This window comes from Bradyrhizobium lupini, assembly GCF_040939785.1.
Taxonomy (GTDB): Bacteria; Pseudomonadota; Alphaproteobacteria; order Rhizobiales; family Xanthobacteraceae; genus Bradyrhizobium; species Bradyrhizobium canariense_D.
The window spans coordinates 2,110,184-2,126,432 of record NZ_CP162553.1; the positions used below are offsets into that span (position 1 = coordinate 2,110,184).

A 16,249-nucleotide genomic window follows, 5' to 3' on the forward strand; every position below is an offset into this window, starting at 1 on the left:
CAAAATTTAGCCATACGACTTAAGGGTCTTTTTAGGGTGGGGAACCTAAGGTCCGGAGCACGGAGTGTTTCGGATGACCGAGCTTTTGATCTTCAGCTTTCTCGTGGGCGCAGTTCTGGGCCAACGCTTTCGCGTCCTGGTGCTCCTGCCGCTGACATTCGTCATGCTGCTCGCCGCGATCCCGGTCGGCTGGATGGCCAATCTGGGCTTCCTTGACGGCCTGAAGGGCGTGGCGTTCGCGGCTATCGCGCTCCAGGCCGGCTATCTCTTCGGCTCGGCCGCCCGCTTTGCTCTCGCCGCCGGTCGTGCCGCCCGCGTGTTTGCCCGTCCGCTCAAGACCGCCCGCTGACCTCTTTGGCGCATCAAGAGTCCGTCTGATCCCCCGCACGCGACGCTGCCTTAATGTGGGGTTGGGTTGGGTTGGGGTTGGGAGCTGCGTTGGCTGCAGAGCTCTGTTTGAAAACTTGCCTCCGGCTTGTATGGTGGCCTGACCCTTTCAGGATTCCTTCCAGGCGCACGTTTGTCCTTCGCTTATTTTGCCCTCATCGTTTGCCTTGTTTCTGCATCCGCTCTCGACATTGCCGGCGCCAAATTCGGCGTACAGCTCGGGATGACGGCTACGGCCCTGGGGCTATTTGCAGCGGTCTTCAGCGCACGAAAGGCCGACTACGAGCACTATCTGCGTGCCACGGTCTGGGGCCGTTGGATCCTGATCGGCATTCCCCTTTGTATCGCGGCTCAGCTGGTGCCGCTGTGGCTGAGTTGGGCGCATCCGATCTGGGCGAGCAGCCACGATGCTCTGGCTGGCCTGTCGCTTGGGCCAGTGACGGCGGATCTCGGCCTCACCCTGAATGCGCTGTTTCAAGCCCTCGCAGCGATCTCGTTGCTCAGCGTGACCATCGTCGTGGTCCGTGACCGCAGCCGTGCCGAACTGGTGCTGTTCGTGCTGAGCGGGGTAACAGCGGTGTCGGCTCTGACCTTGGATTTGCGTCCGTTCTCATCCGCCCTTGCAACCGCCGTTCCTTCCGACCTGGCGACAACGATGGCCGGTCTTGGCGTCATGCTTAATATAGCCGTCATGCAGCTGGCCGCCGAGCGGGCCGAAACGCGCCACTCGGTCGTTCGATCGGTCGCCATCGGCCTTTGCGGCCTTGTGGGCGCTCTGGCCAGCGCGGTCGCGGTTTTTGGCTTGTCGGGGACGAACAGCGCGATCGCCGCGGCCTTTGGCCTCGTGTTGATGTTGCTGATCCTTGTCATTCGAAGGATCGACCTATCCCCGTTGGCCGCAGGCGCGCTGTCCTTAGCCGCGCTGGTCGGAGCGATCATTGTCCTGAGCTTCTTGTTCGAAAAGAATGCAGGGCCGATTCTTTTGCGGCTCGTCGCGGAGGTGGGGGCCGAAACCAGAGCCGCGCTGGAGCGAATGTTGGCCGACACCAGGTGGTTCGGTGCGGGGGCAGGCACCTTTTCTGCCGTTGGCAGGATCTACCAAAGCGATTCCGGCGCGGCTTTGATGGCGCCCTCGACGGCTTTTGCCATCTTCGCGGATACCGGATGGATCGGTTTTTCCGCCGCGCTGCTGGCGGGCATGTTGGCTTTGGGCCGCTTGTTTTTGGGGGCTTTGCAGCGCGGCCGCGACTCGTTCTTCCCTGCGGCGGCCGCGGCCTGCCTTGTCTTCGCGCTGGTTGAGGGCTTCGCCGGTTCAGGACTGCTGCATCCGGCAGCAATCCTTTGCCTGTCAACGATCATGGGACTCGGCTTGTCCCAAAGCATCACCCAGTCCCCACGCGGCACGGGTCATTAGTCGTTCGTCGTTAGACGTCGCGATCAGCCAGTGACGCCCAGTAGGTCGGGTTCTTGGGCATTTGGATGCGGACCCACCGATAGGACTTTTTCGACCAGGGCAGGATGTGCCCGGTGAGGTTATCCAGCACGAGATCGCCGGCGAACGTGCGCACCACGACCACAAGATGATGCTCACCCCAGGTCGTCACGACCTCGCTGAGCAACACCGATCGCGCCGGGAAGCCCTTGGCAATCAGATCGTGGCGTTTTGTCACGGCGTAGTCGTTGCAGTCGCCGCTGGTGGGATGCAGCAGCCACTTCTCGCCGCGCAGCCCCTCCAAATTAGGCTCGGGTCGGATCGCGCTGTTGACCCGCCGATTGACCTCCTGAAGCTGGGCCATGCGCTCGGCCGTGAGCTTGAGACGTCCGCCCCTGAACACGATTTGCTGCGGTCGCGGCTTACACTCGCCCTCGTACTTCAGGCAAAAGAGCGTGAAAGCCATCGGCGCCAGGGTCGGCTGGTCGAACTTGATGTACTGGATGGCGCCGCGCAACGCCGACGGCGCACCGACAAAGGCGGCCTCGGCCTTGTGTTGAGCCGCCCCAGCCAACAGAGCGGCGGCAATCGCCAGGAACTTTAAAGTCTTGCGCATGTCGCGCTCCCCATTTCTTGTTGGGGAAACGCTACGGGACACGTCTTGAAATCCGGCTCAAAAGCCGAGCGATCCTTTAATCAAAACCGCTGCGACTCCGTCAGAAACAATTAAGAATACCGATGCGTAACTTGTTCTGCTATGAGCGACCATGCCCTCCATTCATGACGCCAGACCCGATTCGACCAGCTGATGGGCCTTTCCAAGCGTTTTCGTAAGAACGTCAAGCCGCGGCTCCCCGACGGCGTGAGGATCTATGCCATCGGCGATGTGCATGGACGCGCCGACCTGCTTCAGTCGCTCTTAACTGTCATCGACGCCGACCTTGCCCGCTCCGCTCCCGAACGAGCGATTCAGGTCTTTCTTGGCGACTACGTCGACAGGGGCCCGGACTCGCGCGCTGTGATTGATCTCCTGATCGAGCGCTCGAAGTCGCATGAGACAGTGTGCCTCAAGGGCAATCACGAGGTGTTCCTGCTCGAGGTCCTCAAGGACCCGGCGCGCCTGGAGGAATGGCGTCGCTACGGAGGCCTGCTGACCCTTGTTTCATACGGCATCAACCCGACGATGAATCCGACGCCGGAGCAGCAGATTGAATTGATCGAAGGGTTGAGGCAGGCGCTTCCGCGGGAGCATCTTTCGTTTCTTCAGCAGCTCCGCCCGTCCTTCGCGTGTGGCGACTTCTTCTTTGTGCACGCCGGCGTCAAGCCGGGCGTAGCCCTGGAACGTCAGAAGGAGGAGGATCTGCTCTGGATCCGCGAGGAATTCCTCGAGTCCGAAAGACGCTTCGGCAAATATATCGTCCACGGCCATACCCCGGTCAGCGTCCCGGATATCCGCTCAAACCGGATCAATATCGACACCGGCGCTTACGCGACCGGCAACTTGACCTTGCTCACGATCCAGGGCGATAGTCTGCTCGCAATTTAGGACTTTTGCAGAGTTGCTGGCCAACTCCTGCGCCCTTCCACACGGGCATCGAAATTCATCATGAGCCGCATGACCTTGCTTCGCATCATTGGCGCCTGCATCGCAGTGATGTTGCTGCTTTACGCAGCATTGGGGTTTTACGGCGATCTCACGCGGTCGAACTTTCGGGCGAGCGATTTGTTCTTGGGCGAGTTTCCGCCCGAGAAGGTCAACGTAGCCGCTTCGGGCGTTCTGGCGCCCCTTTCGTTCGACGGCGACTTGCTGGCGAATTATGCGGCGGCCAAAGCCGCGGATTTTCTTCACCGTCCTGCAGCCGATGTGAACAGCAGGGCCGCCGAGAACAAGGCTGCCCAGGATGCCGTTGTTGCGGCTCTGAAAGTATCGCCCATCCGGCCCGCGCTTTGGCTGACGCTCGGCACGCTGAAGACGCAGGCGGGTGAGCTGGCGACGCCTGCAGTGAAAATGTCTTACCTGGCCGGCGCGGTGCCGATCGCCGTCGCCTTCGCACGGCTCCAAACCGTCACATCGAACGCGGCAGCAGCCGACGAAGAGATCAAGCTGCTGGCGCAATCGGACGTCCGCGCGGCGCTTGCCAACCGCTCTCGCTACGAGCAGCTCCTGATCGCTGCCTACCTGCAGGCCACGCCGCAAGGCAAGTCGCTGCTTCTGGAGACCACGCAGGGGACCGATCCCAAGTTCAATCAGATTTTGCGGCGGTACTGAAGTTCGAGCGCGAGTTAGCCTGCTGGCTTGCAGTCAATTTTTCAGCGCGTCGCTTTTGGTGCGATCGGCACGAAATCCCGCTCACGGCGCGGTTGATCCGGTCGCCCCTGGTAGACGAACATGCCCTTCTTGGTCGAGACGATGTCGCCGCGCTGCAGGCTGTCGTCGTTGAGGAGGCGTTCGGTCGCGACAAGGTCCGGATCCTCCGGGACCGGTTTATAGAGCTCTGGATGGTCCCGCCGCTCGCGCGAGAGCTCCTTGGCTCGTCGCCGCGCATCTTCGATACGCTGACGCCACTCGTCACGGCTGACTTCCGGCTCGCTTGGTGGAAGATAGTCGCTGACCGAGGGCTCCGGTTCGGTCTGCGCAAAACACGAGGGCGGATTGGCGAGACCGAAGTCGATTGCACCGGCAACGGTCAGGACCACTCCGGCCAGCTGCCCAAGCCGCCTGGCATGAGCTAGAAAGGTGTGAGGTCGCGCGGTTGGCACGCTGTAACTCCAGGGCAGAGCGAGAAGAACGAGCAAGGGCCGGAAACTTCTCGTCCATTCCCTTCAATCTATACGTTTGCCGATTGCACGAAAGCCAAATCGCGGGCAAGCTTCGTGCTTTAGCTCGCGAGGATATTGACCAGTGGTCCGCAACGTTACTTTCCTGGTTCTGGTGATCTTTTTAGGCACTCACTTTGCGACAGCAGGCCAGATCGAATACCCGCAAGTGATCCATACGCAATACGAAGCCGTCGATCAGAAGACCGGGGGTCACTTCGTGCTGTGGTCGGAGCGGGAAAAGATCTTCTATGGCCTGGACCAGAAGCTTTTCCCGGGAGCTCGGTTTGTCGACATCACCCAGGTAACCCCAAGCGTGGGTTCGATCACACTGACCTATGTCGAGGTGCGGACCGTCAGCAGCACGACGTCGGACTATCTGTATCTGGCAGGAAATGTCCGCTTTCGCGTCAGTGGGATGGCGCTCAAATCCAGCAACTTCCCCGCCGGCGGCGGAATGACACCCAACGTACAGTAGCCAGACTAACGCCTGCTCGACCCACTAGTCCGCGTTCTGTTGCCGTAATAGGGGCGCGCGCGCCCTCCACTGACCAGAGGCGGCTGAATCTGGCTCGGAATATTCCGCGTAGCCGTGCTCGGCGCGGGCTGCGAGGGATTGACGATAATTACATTTCGATCGGGGGTCGATGGATCATTGACCCCCTGGGCCCGAGCGCTGAGGGCCCACGTGCTTGCCGTCACAAGAAGCGTAAACGCGGTCAGGACTAATCGTTTCATAAGATGTCTCCCAAGCGAGAACATCGGGAGGCGATCACCGTTCCTTCACGGTTGCTTGGGTCGTCATTGCCGAGGCACGGCGATCAACTTGCCGTCTCTCCAGACCCCCTGAGCCGCCATCCCGCTCGGCAGCTTGCCCGGCGCCAGGTTTCGGGTGGCTGTGGGTCGTGAGGCGCTCTGGGCCGTTTGGGTTTTCTTCGTAGGGGTGGTCACGATGCTGGTGCTCGTCAAATTGGCTTTGTCCTTGGTCCCTTGTGCAAAAGAAGGTTGCACCAGGAGAGCCACAAACGTGAGTGCTATGAAACCGTCGCGCATGATCAAAATACCGGAAAGAGGAGCTCGTCGAACTGTCACAGCTTTCTGCCCAAAAGCAAGCCCCCGAAGCTGTTCGACCATGGGCTCTTGCAAGGCTGGCGATCAGAGCGGCTTTCGCCGAGATAGGATTTTGACGCGGAAAAGCCTAGCGAAACAGCCTGTTCCGGGTTACTTGATCGGCCTTGATGACCGACCCCAGCGACACCGCCGCCGGCGCGCCAAATATGCACGCGATCAAGGCCGGGTTTGTGCGTCTCCTGTCCGGGCGGATTCGCGACATATCCAGCGACCCCCGGCAGATCCGCGAAATCGTATACGAGCTGGCTCGCATCAAGCTTCTGGAACAATTAACGCATGGCGACGCACGGGAGTCCCGCGAGCTCCAGCAAGTGCTTGAGCGCGCCATCCGGGAGGTTGAGCTTTCATTTGACCGTAGCGAGCGCGACGCGCTGTCCAAAGCGCCGGAGTTGGCGCTAGACGTCGCTTCGCATCAGTCGCCACCCAGTCCCCCGGCTCCTCAGCCCGTTCCGCATCTGGCGCCCGTTCCGCCCTCGCCGCCCGTCCCGAAGCCTGCGGAAACAGGGCGCGGTTCTGTCGCACCGCCAAGCCCGCCCGACCAATCTCGGCGAAGCGGCATCCTCAACTCCCTCATCCGATTAGCCGCCATCCTGGTCGTCATTGCCGGTGCCAGCGCGGCGGTTACTTATTGGCCGCGGTTGAGGACACAATCCCTCGCATTGTGGCAGTCCGCGACGCTGTCCAAGCGCACCTCCACAAGCCCCGAGCCTCACCCCACCGGGGCTGTGACTCCATCGAGCGGTGAGAGCGTCGAACGGACACCGGATCAACCGAAGGAGCCGGTGACGCCTGCGCAACCCTCGATGCCGTTGCCAACGACCTTCGGCGTCTACGCCCTGAGCCAGGGCCAGCTCCAGGAGCTCAAGCCGGTCCCCGGGAAGATTCCGGATCGTCGTGTCGCGATCTCAGCAGCAATCACCACACCGAGCGCGACGACCCTGACAAGCGGAGATGTCAGCTTCATTGTTTTCAGGCCCGACGGTGGTGTCGATGCAACCGGGACCGAGGTTCGAGTAGTCGCAAAAGTCTCCCGAGCGATGGGCGTCGATGCAACCGGGAAAGCGGCCATGGTCTCTGCCGGCGACACCTGGGTCATCCGCAGCATGTCCTTCCCTTACAAAGTAGGTCCGGTCGAGGATCAGCCGAGAATGCTATCGCTGCAGCCGGAGCAGGACGGCTTTACGCTTTCGCCGGGTCGCTACGTCGTGGTCGTCAAAGGTATGGGCTATGACTTCACGGTGGCCGGGACGCCGACTGATCCCAATCAATGCGTCGAACGCATCAATGCAACGAACGGCGCATTCTACTCCCCCTGCCCGCCGCGACGCTAAAGTGGCGCGACCCGTTCCGTTTATTTCTTGGCCTTGGCGTCTTTAGGCGCATCCGCGGGCGCATCATCGACCTTGCCGTTGTTCGTGACGCATTTGCTGAAATAATCGCGCCGCTCCTTGGCTGTCCCTGCGCTGCCGGCAGCGGGATTGCCGATTTGCTTTGGAGGAAAGGCCTTGGCCAAAGCTGCGTCGCATGCACGCGCTACTTCTACAGTGACGGCCGACGCCGTTACTGGCGCGCCAATAGCCAAAACAAATGCCAATCCCATAGACCTTTGCAAATTTCTGGAGATCACCTGGCTCGCTCCTTCAATCCGTCCGAGAACGCTGGACGGGACCATATCAAAACCGGCAGAAGAGCCAAACGGCAAAGCGGCGCCCGAATTGTCCCGTGGCAAAGCTGTTCAGCGAGAGATTATGCTTTTCGGACCGAGATATCCATCGTGCCCAAACCTGCTGCGTTTAGCAGACGGAAGGGTGCCGAGCCAAACCCTCGATCCTAGCTATTGAGCTGCGGCGGCTTCAGGTTCGGAAAGCGCGTGAGCATCGCGGTCCTGATAAACCTCAGATGAGCGATGGTGTTTGCCAATTCCTTGAGCCGCCGCTGGCCGTTGGAGATGTCGGCGGCAAAGAGATCTTGATGATGACTGTCGATCGGCTCCCGTTCGAGATATTCATCGGTGCCGTTTCCGAAAGTGACGGATGCACGCGCGAGTGCGTCATCAACACGTCGTCCGAGGCCGACCTGCTCCCTCTCCGCATCGCGCAATGCCGTATCGATCGCGACCATGACGGCATCGATCTGAACGCGGTCCGTCTCCGCATCGCGCTCGATGGTACGGGCCTTGAAGCCTTTGTCCTCACGGCGGGAGCTGAGAAAATTGTGTGCGCGCGCTCTCAGGAACAGCTGAAACATTTGGGCCATCCCACGTTCGAGATTTGGACCGCTAACATCGGTCAGACATAGTTAACAAAGCTTGAATCTTGTGGCTGCTCCGCCTGGCTTTGTACGATCCACGCCCGCCAGGCTCCTTCGTGTTTCGAATAAAGCTCAAGCCATCGAGCTTCGTGCGCCGCGGCGGCCCCATCGCCCGGACCGATTTGAACCGTCTCTCCCGATGTGATGTCCAGCGCTTCGAACTCCGCCGTTTCCGGAAGCGACAGCCCTATCAGCACCCGCTTCCCTTGCGCATCAACGAAATACCTGCGGGGCGCGTTGTGCCTTTCAGTCATTCGAATGAGCCTCGTCCATGATCCAAGGACCTGGAAGATCTTTCAGGTGTCGATCATAGGCGCGAACGAAAACCATCAAAATAACGATGCAAATTATCGCGCCCAGCAATGCAATCAGATACGTCATTTACGCCTACTCTAACGCGGGGCCACGGAAAAATCGGGGCGGCTAAGCTTCCGCCGTGAATCGAGATGTTCTAGGTGGCATTGGCTAGGCTCTCAAGAATTGCGACAAGTTAACCTAACCGCACATGGTTATTTCGATAATGCTACAGAGATCGCTCGGCAAACAGGCCAGGCGCGAAATACCATCATTAGGAGGGCGACCGACTTCGTCCCGCCCCTGTTGCGGGAGTATAGGGCGCATAGAGACGATATCTTGCCGATCGCTTGCGTGAGCGCCACGCCCTCGCACCATAGCCGCAAGCAAAACCGCCCGCGAAGATCGAACCCAAAACCACAATTGCCAACATTTGAACGTCCCATTTTTTCGGCGCGTTCCTCCCATTGCATTTCATCTTGTCGTTGTGACGACTTCAAGATCGGCACCGCTGAAAGTTTTGCCAGGCGATGACGAAATTTGTGCAAGGAGCTGATTGAAGTTTGGTCGTTGCCGGACAGCCGCGGGCCGGGGAATGACAAAACGTCTCACTGATTGAAGTTGGATCCGGCCGGATGTTAATCGGGGTTCACGCAGTCCATGCAGCCTTCAGAACCGGCGCCCGACAATTCGGCTTCCAGCCATTCAAAGCGCGGTAACGGCCGCCGCTGATCAGCATTGACACCTCCGTGATAGTACGGAGCGACAAAGCCGGATTAGACGCGTTAAGGTTGAGCGGTTAGCTTAATCCGCGTTGTTTGTTGCGAATTCTCACTAATCACTTATCCCATCGTCTCACCGGGCTCCCCCAAGCTCGGCCCCACCCAAGCAAAGCCGTCGAGCGACATGGGTCCGCTTGGCGGCTTTGTCCTTGTCGCGACGAGAGGATGATTTCGGTTATGGCGCGCAAGCCCTGGTCGTTCAAGGAAGACCGCCGGCTGATGGAGTTGGCTAAGTCTTCGGCTTCATTGGAGGAGGCGGCGAAACAGCTCGGACGATCGCCCGATGCGATCAAGCGCATGGCCCTGCGCCTTGGTCTTTCGTTGAAAACGAAGGCGAGAAAAAAGGCCTAAGCGAGCGTGCGGCGGCGTTCCGCCAACGACGTCATGATGGCCGCGGGCGCGCGATCGCCGGTTCTGACGAAGAACGAATGCGTCGTGTTGCTGATCGGAGTAGAGCAAGGACCTCAAGGCAAGGTGAGGTCGCCGTCCGCCCCGAAGGCTCGACTCCGGCTACATGAAATAGATGCGCTCTAGCCCGGTTCGCCAGGGAACCGAACCAGCGCGCTCGCGTTGACTCCAACTTCATCGCGAGGTCTGGCCGTGGCCCATCTTGCCATTTCCGTCATTCTGGTCTGGTTGGCTATCAATATCGCCTTCGTGGTCTTGCGCTTGCGAGCCACCCGGCCACAGCATGGTGGCAGCCCTCGGCAGGCTTCCATCGCGCCCTACACTCCCGCACCCGCTTCCCTCCGCCATCGAATGGGCCGCCAGAACTTGGGAGCGGAAGGTTAAGTAGCATTTTCGATAGGGTCCCCCGGTCCGGGGGCAGACGGGTCCCTCGCCTGCCCACCCCCAAAGGCCGGTTCCACATGCCTCGCCCGCGCATTAAACCCTATCTTAGCGCGTCCTGATTAGGATCGGCCGACGCTTCCCTCTGTTCCGCCGGGCCGAATGAGATTGCAGCGACCGACTTTCGTATTTGCGGCGTTCGTGCTCGCGAGCGCGGCCGCGTTCGGCGTGGCTGGCCACTTTGCGGCAACTTCGTTCATTCGGTACCAGCAGGCCCACCAGCTCGACGAATTGACCGAGGTGGTTCTGCGTCGCGCCGAATTTGCGGTCGACTTTGCCGGCGCGAGCCTGGGCGAACTCGCGCGGCGCGATCTTGCCGATTGTGGGCCCGCGACGCTGCAGGCGATCCGGCTCCACGTCTACCAACGTTCCGCAATCAAGGATGTGCGCCTCGTCAACCCAGATGGCTCGGTGATCTGTTCGGCCTATTCCGAAACGCTGGAATTCGACAAGGGATGGATCGACCGCCGCGATATGCTTCCCTCGCACGACAAGAACCTTTCGCTCTTCCGTGTTGAGCAATTCGGCGGCGATGCTCTGGGCGTGCTCAAAGACATCAACGGCAATGCCGCATTGGTCGCCATTCTTGGCGTCAACGCCAGCCTGTTCGACATCATGCCCGCCGAGTTGCGCGCCCACAGCGAAGTGATCCTCGCGTTGAGCAACGGCGAGAAACTTGGCGAATTCCTGCTCGATCCCGACAAAGCCTTGCAGGCCCCGATCGATCTCGACAAAAATTCAGCTCGATTCCCACTCCATGCGACCATTCGCCTCGAACGCGGCATCCTCTCGACGTGGAACAACGAGGCTTACTGGCCGACGCTGGCCGTAGCATTTGCAATCGGCGCCCTTTTCGGCGGGCTTTTCGCGCGGAGCCGCCGCATGGAAGGGCCCGTCGCCGATCTCGACCGCGGGCTGGCCGCGAACGAATTCAAGCCGTACTACCAGCCCATCTTCGAGCTCAAGACCGGTCGGATCAAAGGCTGCGAGGTGTTGGCTCGGTGGCTCCTCAAAGACGGATCGGTCGTGCCTCCGATGAACTTCATCCCGCTCGCGGAATCCAGCGGCCGCATCCAGGTCATGACCTGGCAGATCCTGCGATCAGCGCTGTCGGATCTGCAGCCGCTGTTGAAAGCGAACAAGGATTTTAAGCTCTCCCTCAACGTCGTACCAAAGCATCTCTTGAGTGCGGGCTTCATTGAAACGCTCCGCCGCACGGTCATGGCGGCGCAAGTCTCCGCGCGCCAGATCGTCATCGAGGTGACCGAGCGCGACGAGCTCGACGACCTCGCACGCGCCGCAGCCGTAGTCAGCGAATTGCGGGACTACGGGTTTCGCGTCGCCATCGATGACGTCGGCGTCGGTCATAGCGGGCTATCCCGGCTCAAGGGCCTGGGCGCCAATACAATCAAGATCGACAAATTTTTCGTCGACACGATCACCGTGGACGCATCGACTGCCACGATCGTGGAGATGCTGGTCGCACTTGCGAAGGACCTCCAAATGACGGTGGTCGCGGAAGGCATCGAGACGGAGGAGCAGGTCCGGGCGCTTATTTCATCCGGCGTAGAGGAGGGGCAGGGCTATCTGGTCTCCGCCCCACTGCCCTTCCCTCGATTCAACGAGTTGGTCGAGTCACGCTGCTTGGCGCAGAGCGCTAAATTGCCGACCGACGCGGCGTTGGTGGCCTGAAAGGATTGAGCCGTTAACCCGGGACGGCAAACGCGCCGCGCCCCTTGCTCAATCAGCCTTAACGATACTCTCATCTTTCAACGCGGCCTGGCTCCGGTCCGGCTATGGTCGTCCAATGCGCCGCAACCACCTTATCGCAGCCGCAGGCGTCTGCTTCGCGCTCATCGTCTATGCCACGCTTGCGAGACTGGCGGGGAGACCCGTGCTTATTGGCCATCACGACGCTTATTGGGTCGTCGTGATCGAGCGCTTCAGCGCCTACGGGTTGCTGGGATTTCTCTTGTCCTTCCTGTTGCCCGGTCGGCTCACCCTCGCATGCTCGCTTGTCGTGGCGGTCGCAATGGGGCTGGAAATTCTGCAAGCAATGACGCCCGATCGTGATCCGGGTTTCCTGGACGTGCTGCAAAAAGCAGCAGGCGGGACCGTCGGGGTCCTCCTCGCTCAAACAATCCTGGCCTTCTTACCGAGGCCGCCCTCCTGAGCAGATGCATGGCCCGCACGTCTGCATCGGGGAAGTGACCGTCCTTATTTTATCATTTGTCCGCGTAGTTCACCGCCCGGGTTCGCGGCCGTATGAATGTTGGCATACCATTTCCCAGCCAGCAGGTCCGCAGCCTGAGCTTCGGTGAGCGTTGCGCTCCCTGAATCGGGCTTTGGACCGTCTTGAACGGCAGCACGATGCCGGCGTTCTTGCCGGCCTCCACGGGGCCATGGAAATGTGCCCCCATGGCTGGCCCGGTCAAGCCGGCGAAGCTGACTGTGTAGGTCAGGGTTTTCGCCTCCGTATCGTAGGTCGCCTCGGCCTTGCCTGTTCCAGGCGAGTTGTTCGGAGGCACTTCATTGCTGCCTTTTAAATCGGCCTGCAACTTCACGAGCTCTGCATTTGCCGTTGCGGCTGTCATGATGATCAGCGCACCCAGCATCGCCGCTGCCAACAGTGTCGCGTAGCCTCGATCGCTGTCGTTCCTCATGGCATCCTCCTGCAGGCTCTACGGCCCGCTGCGGTTAAACCCCGGCCAGCAATGAAAATTCCGGATGGAGATTTATGCCTGATTCGGAACAACTATCGCGAGAATCTCGGCTCCTTATACCCGGAGCCTGATGGATTGCGTGCGGGAGCTAAGCCGAGCGGCGCCGGCCCAGGAACTGGTTCGGCGTCAGGAGTTCTGCCATCTGCCGATGGGTGGCCTGGAGCGCCTCGATGGCGCCGTCCAGATCAAAATCGGCGTCCCGGACAGAGGCGAAATATTTGGCCGTCAGCGCCAGATCGAGCTTGACGCGGGTTGCGCCGTCGCGGCTTTTGCGGCGGTCAAGTGACAAATGGATGGCCCGCATTCGTGCCTCGGCAGACGTGCAGCCGCTAAGCTCGGCGAGTTCGTCATAGGTCATCCAGATCTGTGCCATGTTTCAGTCACTCCTTTACTCGGCATCAGCTTAATTTTGGTTCTTAAAGCTTCGGTTGCCGCGATGCGCGCGCCCACCGTTTCGCAGCGATAGGGTCAATGCGAGCTAAACGAAGAAGGACGATCGTGCCGAGCCGCCGGTGGGTTGCATACAGCGAAGATCAATCTATGCTCACCAGATCGATCAACTATTGAACTGAGGCAATCGCATTGGGACAGGTCACTTCGGAAGCCCTCTCCTTGATTGATGTCGTCTCCCGTGGCGCCACGCGGCATGTCCTCGCCTTCCGCAAACGTCCCGCATGGCTGACGCTTGCGGTGCTCGTGCCGGGTGCCGATTTGGTGCTGGCCGCGGCGCATGGATGATCGTTGATTTCACCTCGAGGTAAGCAGACATGACCGACCGACCGACTGTCCTCGTTACGGGAGGCGCGGGCTATATCGGCTCGCATGCCTGTCGCGCCCTGACCGCCGCCGGCTATCAGCCCGTCGTTTATGACAATCTGTCGACAGGTCATCGCGGCTTCGTCGCCGGCCCGCTGGTAACAGGCGATCTGCTCGACGGCGGCACGCTGGCGCGCGCCTTCGCCGAGCACAAAATCACGGCGGTCATGCATTTCGCGGCGGCGAGTCTCGTCGGCGAGTCCATGACCGACCCGCAAAAGTACTACATCAACAATGTGCAGGGCACGCTGTCGCTATTGCAGGCGATGCGCAATGCGGGCTGCCATCGTATCGTGTTCTCCTCGACCGGCGCCGTCTACGGCAATGCCGATTCCAAGGAACTGCCGGAAGACTTCCCCTGCGCGCCGATCAACCCCTATGGCGCATCGAAGTGGATGATCGAGCGCATGCTCGCCGATTACCGCGCCGCTTACGGCTTCGGCGCGTTCTGCCTGCGCTATTTCAATGCCAGCGGCGCCGATCCTGCCGGCGGCATCGGCGAATTGCGTGACAATGAAACCCATCTCATTCCGCGCGCCATGATGGCATTACAGGGCCATGTCGATTTTGCCGTGTTCGGTCAGGACTACGACACGCCCGATGGCACCGCGATCCGCGACTACATCCACGTCACCGACCTCGCCGCAGCGCATGTCGCGGCGCTGAAGCTGCTGGAACAAGGGCATGCCGGCGGCAGCTTCAATCTAGGCACCGGCTCCGGCTTTTCGGTACGGGAGATCCTGACCGCCATCAGGCACGAGACCGGGCGCGAGGTGCCCCACGCCGTCAAACCGCGCCGCGCCGGCGATCCCACCTATCTGGTCGCCGATCCCTCCGCAGCGCGAAAAGCGCTGAATTTCGTGCCGCGATATTCGGATCTGCCGACTGTAATCCGCACCGCCTGGGCCTGGCACCAGAGGGCTCATCCGCTTAAGCAGCCCTGACAACATCCTCGAAGTCGATCAGGCGGGATAAGACGTGGCCTTATGGTCTATTCCGTTCTGAGCCGAGCGATCCCGGCGCAAACGGATGGCGCGATCGCGAACGGCCGTCGAGCCCCTTGGGCAGCTTGTCGGCGTTGAGCTTCACGACCGCACCTCGGGCGTCAACGGCCGGCACCTCGTCCTGGCTGTAGATGAGCGTCGCCTCGAAGGTCACATCGGGGGCCTGCTCGGCCGTTCCGGAACAGGTCGCCATCGCACCGCTGCACACGCCCGAGAGCTTGACCTCGACCTCGTCGAGCCCGAACACGGTCGGCGGCCCCTCGGCATGACGCCGCGTGGTCAGAACCGCCGTGAAGCGCTGCTCGTCAATTCGGTAAGAGCCTCCATAAGTGAAGAAGCTGTCGCTGCCGGAGATTCGTCCCTCCGCCAGATGCACGACGCCCGTGCCCTGACCGCGCGGGGTCCTGAACCAGGCCGCATATTTGCCGTCTCTCAGCATGAAAACATCCACCGTAAAACTCCAACGTATTTGCAACCAACTCTGGGGCGCGACAATGACCCGCGCGGGGAGCATTCCGCCACGGTTAACGCCCTGCAAAATCAACCCGTCAATTTGACGCCGAGGCGCAGCGACGCGGGCGCACGCTTCCCGTGCGGCGGGCAAGAAAGCTGGAGCTGGACCTCGTTGCATACCGCGCTAAAAACGATCGGCGTGCCGACCTCGTTTGGCAGCACGCATATAACCGCTATCAACTCCAGCCAGCTCGTGACAGCTAGCCTGTCACGCGGGAGGAAGTGGTCGAGATCGCCGCCGGTCAGCAGGCGACGCCGTATCAGAAGACCGAGGCTACGCTCGCGCCCATCATAGATATGGAGAGCCACCCGGTTGAGGCCGTCCCAGCCGAATGAAATTATCCATCCAGCTTGCCGGCGCACTGTCTTCTCGGGTCGCCGGCTTGAACCTCTTCCTGATAGAGTGCACCAATATCAAAGAGTGATTCCGGTCACACTTGCCTGGGCGTTTCGCTGCTAAGCATCGGGCCTGGATGGGGACCGGCAAATATTGGTCGAATTGGATGAGAATTGCCATGAAAAGCCTGATCGGCGCTGTTGTCGGCACATGCTGTCTTGCTGCTCCGGCTTTGGCGGAGAGCCCGACCGCCATCGTCGAGGACGTGCAAGGCAAGGTCGACGGTGTCGCGTTCATGGATTATGTGGTGCCGGGCAAGATCATCAAGCTGGGGCCCAAGGCAACCATTACGCTCAGCTATCTCAAATCGTGCCAGCGCGAGACCATCAGCGAAGGCGTCGTCATGGTCGGCACCGAGCAGAGCACCGTGCAACTCGGCGAGGTCAAGCGGGAAAAGGTCCCCTGCGATACCAACGCGGCAAAACTGTCGGAGCGCGAGGCGAACCAGAGTGCCGCGACGACCTTCCGCACCATGCGGTCGGACGCCAAGGGCAGCGCTCCGGCCAAGCTGCCGACGCTCTACGGTGTCGCGCCGTTGGTGCAGGCCAAGAGCGGCAGCACCCTGGTGATCGAGCGCACCGATGGCAAGGAGCCCACGATCAGCGTGCCGCTCAAGAGCGAGACCATGGTCGGAGGCAAGTTCTATGACTTCGCCAAGGCCGGGAAGTCGCTGACGCCGGGCGGCAGCTATCTCGCCATCCTCGGCACCAAGCGTTACGCCTTCCAGGTCGATCCCAGCGCCACGTCGTCGCCGACGCCGATCGTGGGACGCCTGCTGCGGCTCGAATAGGCAG

General features: G+C 60.7%; 21 protein-coding genes and 1 pseudogene. 12 read left to right on the forward strand and 10 right to left on the reverse strand.

The genetic code is table 11. The annotated features are described in order from the left end of the window. Nucleotides 1-73: 73 nt before the first annotated feature. Both AB3L03_RS10215 and AB3L03_RS10220 read left to right on the forward strand, forming a co-directional pair. Nucleotides 74-349, forward strand: a complete 276-nt coding sequence (locus AB3L03_RS10215; protein ID WP_085359811.1) for a hypothetical protein — start codon at nt 74-76, stop codon at nt 347-349. A gap of 171 nt (nt 350-520) precedes the next feature. Next, nucleotides 521-1,801, forward strand: a complete 1,281-nt coding sequence (locus tag AB3L03_RS10220; RefSeq protein WP_085359809.1) for a hypothetical protein — start codon at nt 521-523, stop codon at nt 1,799-1,801. Between the two features lie 10 nt (nt 1,802-1,811). Here the strand turns inward: AB3L03_RS10220 and AB3L03_RS10225 are convergent, their stop codons facing one another. Continuing rightward, nucleotides 1,812-2,435 (reverse strand): transglutaminase-like cysteine peptidase, encoded by a 624-nt coding sequence (locus tag AB3L03_RS10225; protein WP_085359807.1) that lies wholly within the window; start codon nt 2,433-2,435, stop codon nt 1,812-1,814. A gap of 192 nt (nt 2,436-2,627) precedes the next feature. Between AB3L03_RS10225 and AB3L03_RS10230 the strand changes: the two genes are divergently transcribed. Both AB3L03_RS10230 and AB3L03_RS10235 read left to right on the forward strand, forming a co-directional pair. Next, entirely contained in the window at nt 2,628-3,365 is a 738-nt protein-coding gene (locus AB3L03_RS10230) for a metallophosphoesterase family protein (protein ID WP_085359805.1), read from the forward strand. Between the two features lie 183 nt (nt 3,366-3,548). Further along, complete coding sequence (locus AB3L03_RS10235; protein ID WP_231188850.1) at nt 3,549-4,088, forward strand: hypothetical protein; 540 nt, start codon at nt 3,549-3,551, stop codon at nt 4,086-4,088. 41 nt (nt 4,089-4,129) lie between these two features. Here AB3L03_RS10235 and AB3L03_RS10240 read toward each other — a convergent pair whose 3' ends face one another. Further along, entirely contained in the window at nt 4,130-4,516 is a 387-nt protein-coding gene (locus tag AB3L03_RS10240; RefSeq protein ID WP_231188851.1) for a hypothetical protein, read from the reverse strand. A gap of 205 nt (nt 4,517-4,721) precedes the next feature. Here AB3L03_RS10240 and AB3L03_RS10245 point away from each other — a divergent pair, with 205 nt between their 5' ends. Further along, nucleotides 4,722-5,114, forward strand: a complete 393-nt coding sequence (locus AB3L03_RS10245; protein WP_204513756.1) for a hypothetical protein — start codon at nt 4,722-4,724, stop codon at nt 5,112-5,114. A gap of 323 nt (nt 5,115-5,437) precedes the next feature. Here the strand turns inward: AB3L03_RS10245 and AB3L03_RS10250 are convergent, their stop codons facing one another. Then, nucleotides 5,438-5,770: a hypothetical protein gene (locus tag AB3L03_RS10250; RefSeq protein WP_231188852.1), complete on the reverse strand. Its 333-nt coding sequence runs from the start codon at nt 5,768-5,770 to the stop codon at nt 5,438-5,440. A gap of 104 nt (nt 5,771-5,874) precedes the next feature. Here AB3L03_RS10250 and AB3L03_RS10255 point away from each other — a divergent pair, with 104 nt between their 5' ends. Continuing rightward, nucleotides 5,875-7,098, forward strand: a complete 1,224-nt coding sequence (locus tag AB3L03_RS10255; RefSeq protein ID WP_018456118.1) for a hypothetical protein — start codon at nt 5,875-5,877, stop codon at nt 7,096-7,098. A 20-nt stretch (nt 7,099-7,118) separates the two neighbouring features. On the opposite strand, the gene AB3L03_RS10260 is transcribed toward AB3L03_RS10255, so the two are convergent. From AB3L03_RS10260 to AB3L03_RS10270, 3 genes are all read right to left on the reverse strand, one after another. After that, on the reverse strand, nt 7,119-7,394 hold the full coding sequence (locus tag AB3L03_RS10260) for a hypothetical protein (RefSeq protein ID WP_083926416.1): 276 nt from the start codon (nt 7,392-7,394) through the stop codon (nt 7,119-7,121). A gap of 203 nt (nt 7,395-7,597) precedes the next feature. Continuing rightward, a complete protein-coding gene (locus AB3L03_RS10265) occupies nt 7,598-8,014 on the reverse strand; it encodes a hypothetical protein (RefSeq protein ID WP_368508528.1) in 417 nt (138 codons plus the stop codon). 41 nt (nt 8,015-8,055) lie between these two features. Further along, nucleotides 8,056-8,331: a hypothetical protein gene (locus AB3L03_RS10270; protein WP_018456121.1), complete on the reverse strand. Its 276-nt coding sequence runs from the start codon at nt 8,329-8,331 to the stop codon at nt 8,056-8,058. 999 nt (nt 8,332-9,330) lie between these two features. Here AB3L03_RS10270 and AB3L03_RS10275 point away from each other — a divergent pair. The 3 genes from AB3L03_RS10275 (at nt 9,331) to AB3L03_RS10285 (ending at nt 12,175) form a co-directional block, all read left to right on the forward strand. Then, nucleotides 9,331-9,504, forward strand: coding sequence for a hypothetical protein (locus AB3L03_RS10275; RefSeq protein WP_162847250.1), 174 nt, complete (start codon nt 9,331-9,333; stop codon nt 9,502-9,504). A gap of 639 nt (nt 9,505-10,143) precedes the next feature. After that, a complete protein-coding gene (locus AB3L03_RS10280) occupies nt 10,144-11,694 on the forward strand; it encodes an EAL domain-containing protein (RefSeq protein WP_368508529.1) in 1,551 nt (516 codons plus the stop codon). Nucleotides 11,695-11,809: 115 nt separating this feature from the next. Beyond that, nucleotides 11,810-12,175, forward strand: coding sequence for a VanZ family protein (locus tag AB3L03_RS10285; protein WP_204513754.1), 366 nt, complete (start codon nt 11,810-11,812; stop codon nt 12,173-12,175). Between the two features lie 44 nt (nt 12,176-12,219). Here the strand turns inward: AB3L03_RS10285 and AB3L03_RS10290 are convergent. Then, nucleotides 12,220-12,617, reverse strand: a pseudogene (locus tag AB3L03_RS10290) (CHRD domain-containing protein). 196 nt (nt 12,618-12,813) lie between these two features. After that, the gene (locus AB3L03_RS10295) at nt 12,814-13,098 is read right to left on the reverse strand and encodes a hypothetical protein (RefSeq protein WP_085384365.1); all 285 of its coding nucleotides are present in this window, start codon (nt 13,096-13,098) and stop codon (nt 12,814-12,816) included. 239 nt (nt 13,099-13,337) lie between these two features. Here AB3L03_RS10295 and AB3L03_RS10300 point away from each other — a divergent pair, with 239 nt between their 5' ends. Continuing rightward, nucleotides 13,338-13,463: a hypothetical protein gene (locus AB3L03_RS10300; protein WP_268738914.1), complete on the forward strand. Its 126-nt coding sequence runs from the start codon at nt 13,338-13,340 to the stop codon at nt 13,461-13,463. 29 nt (nt 13,464-13,492) lie between these two features. Continuing rightward, on the forward strand, nt 13,493-14,485 hold the full coding sequence (gene galE / locus AB3L03_RS10305) for a UDP-glucose 4-epimerase GalE (RefSeq protein WP_204513753.1): 993 nt from the start codon (nt 13,493-13,495) through the stop codon (nt 14,483-14,485). 40 nt (nt 14,486-14,525) lie between these two features. Here galE and AB3L03_RS10310 read toward each other — a convergent pair whose 3' ends face one another. Beyond that, a complete protein-coding gene (locus AB3L03_RS10310; protein ID WP_085359789.1) occupies nt 14,526-14,984 on the reverse strand; it encodes a hypothetical protein in 459 nt (152 codons plus the stop codon). Nucleotides 14,985-15,085: 101 nt separating this feature from the next. Continuing rightward, entirely contained in the window at nt 15,086-15,421 is a 336-nt protein-coding gene (locus AB3L03_RS10315; protein ID WP_161494832.1) for a hypothetical protein, read from the reverse strand. A gap of 152 nt (nt 15,422-15,573) precedes the next feature. Between AB3L03_RS10315 and AB3L03_RS10320 the strand changes: the two genes are divergently transcribed. Then, nucleotides 15,574-16,245 (forward strand): hypothetical protein, encoded by a 672-nt coding sequence (locus tag AB3L03_RS10320; protein WP_085384366.1) that lies wholly within the window; start codon nt 15,574-15,576, stop codon nt 16,243-16,245. The last annotated feature ends 4 nt before the right edge of the window (nt 16,246-16,249 follow it).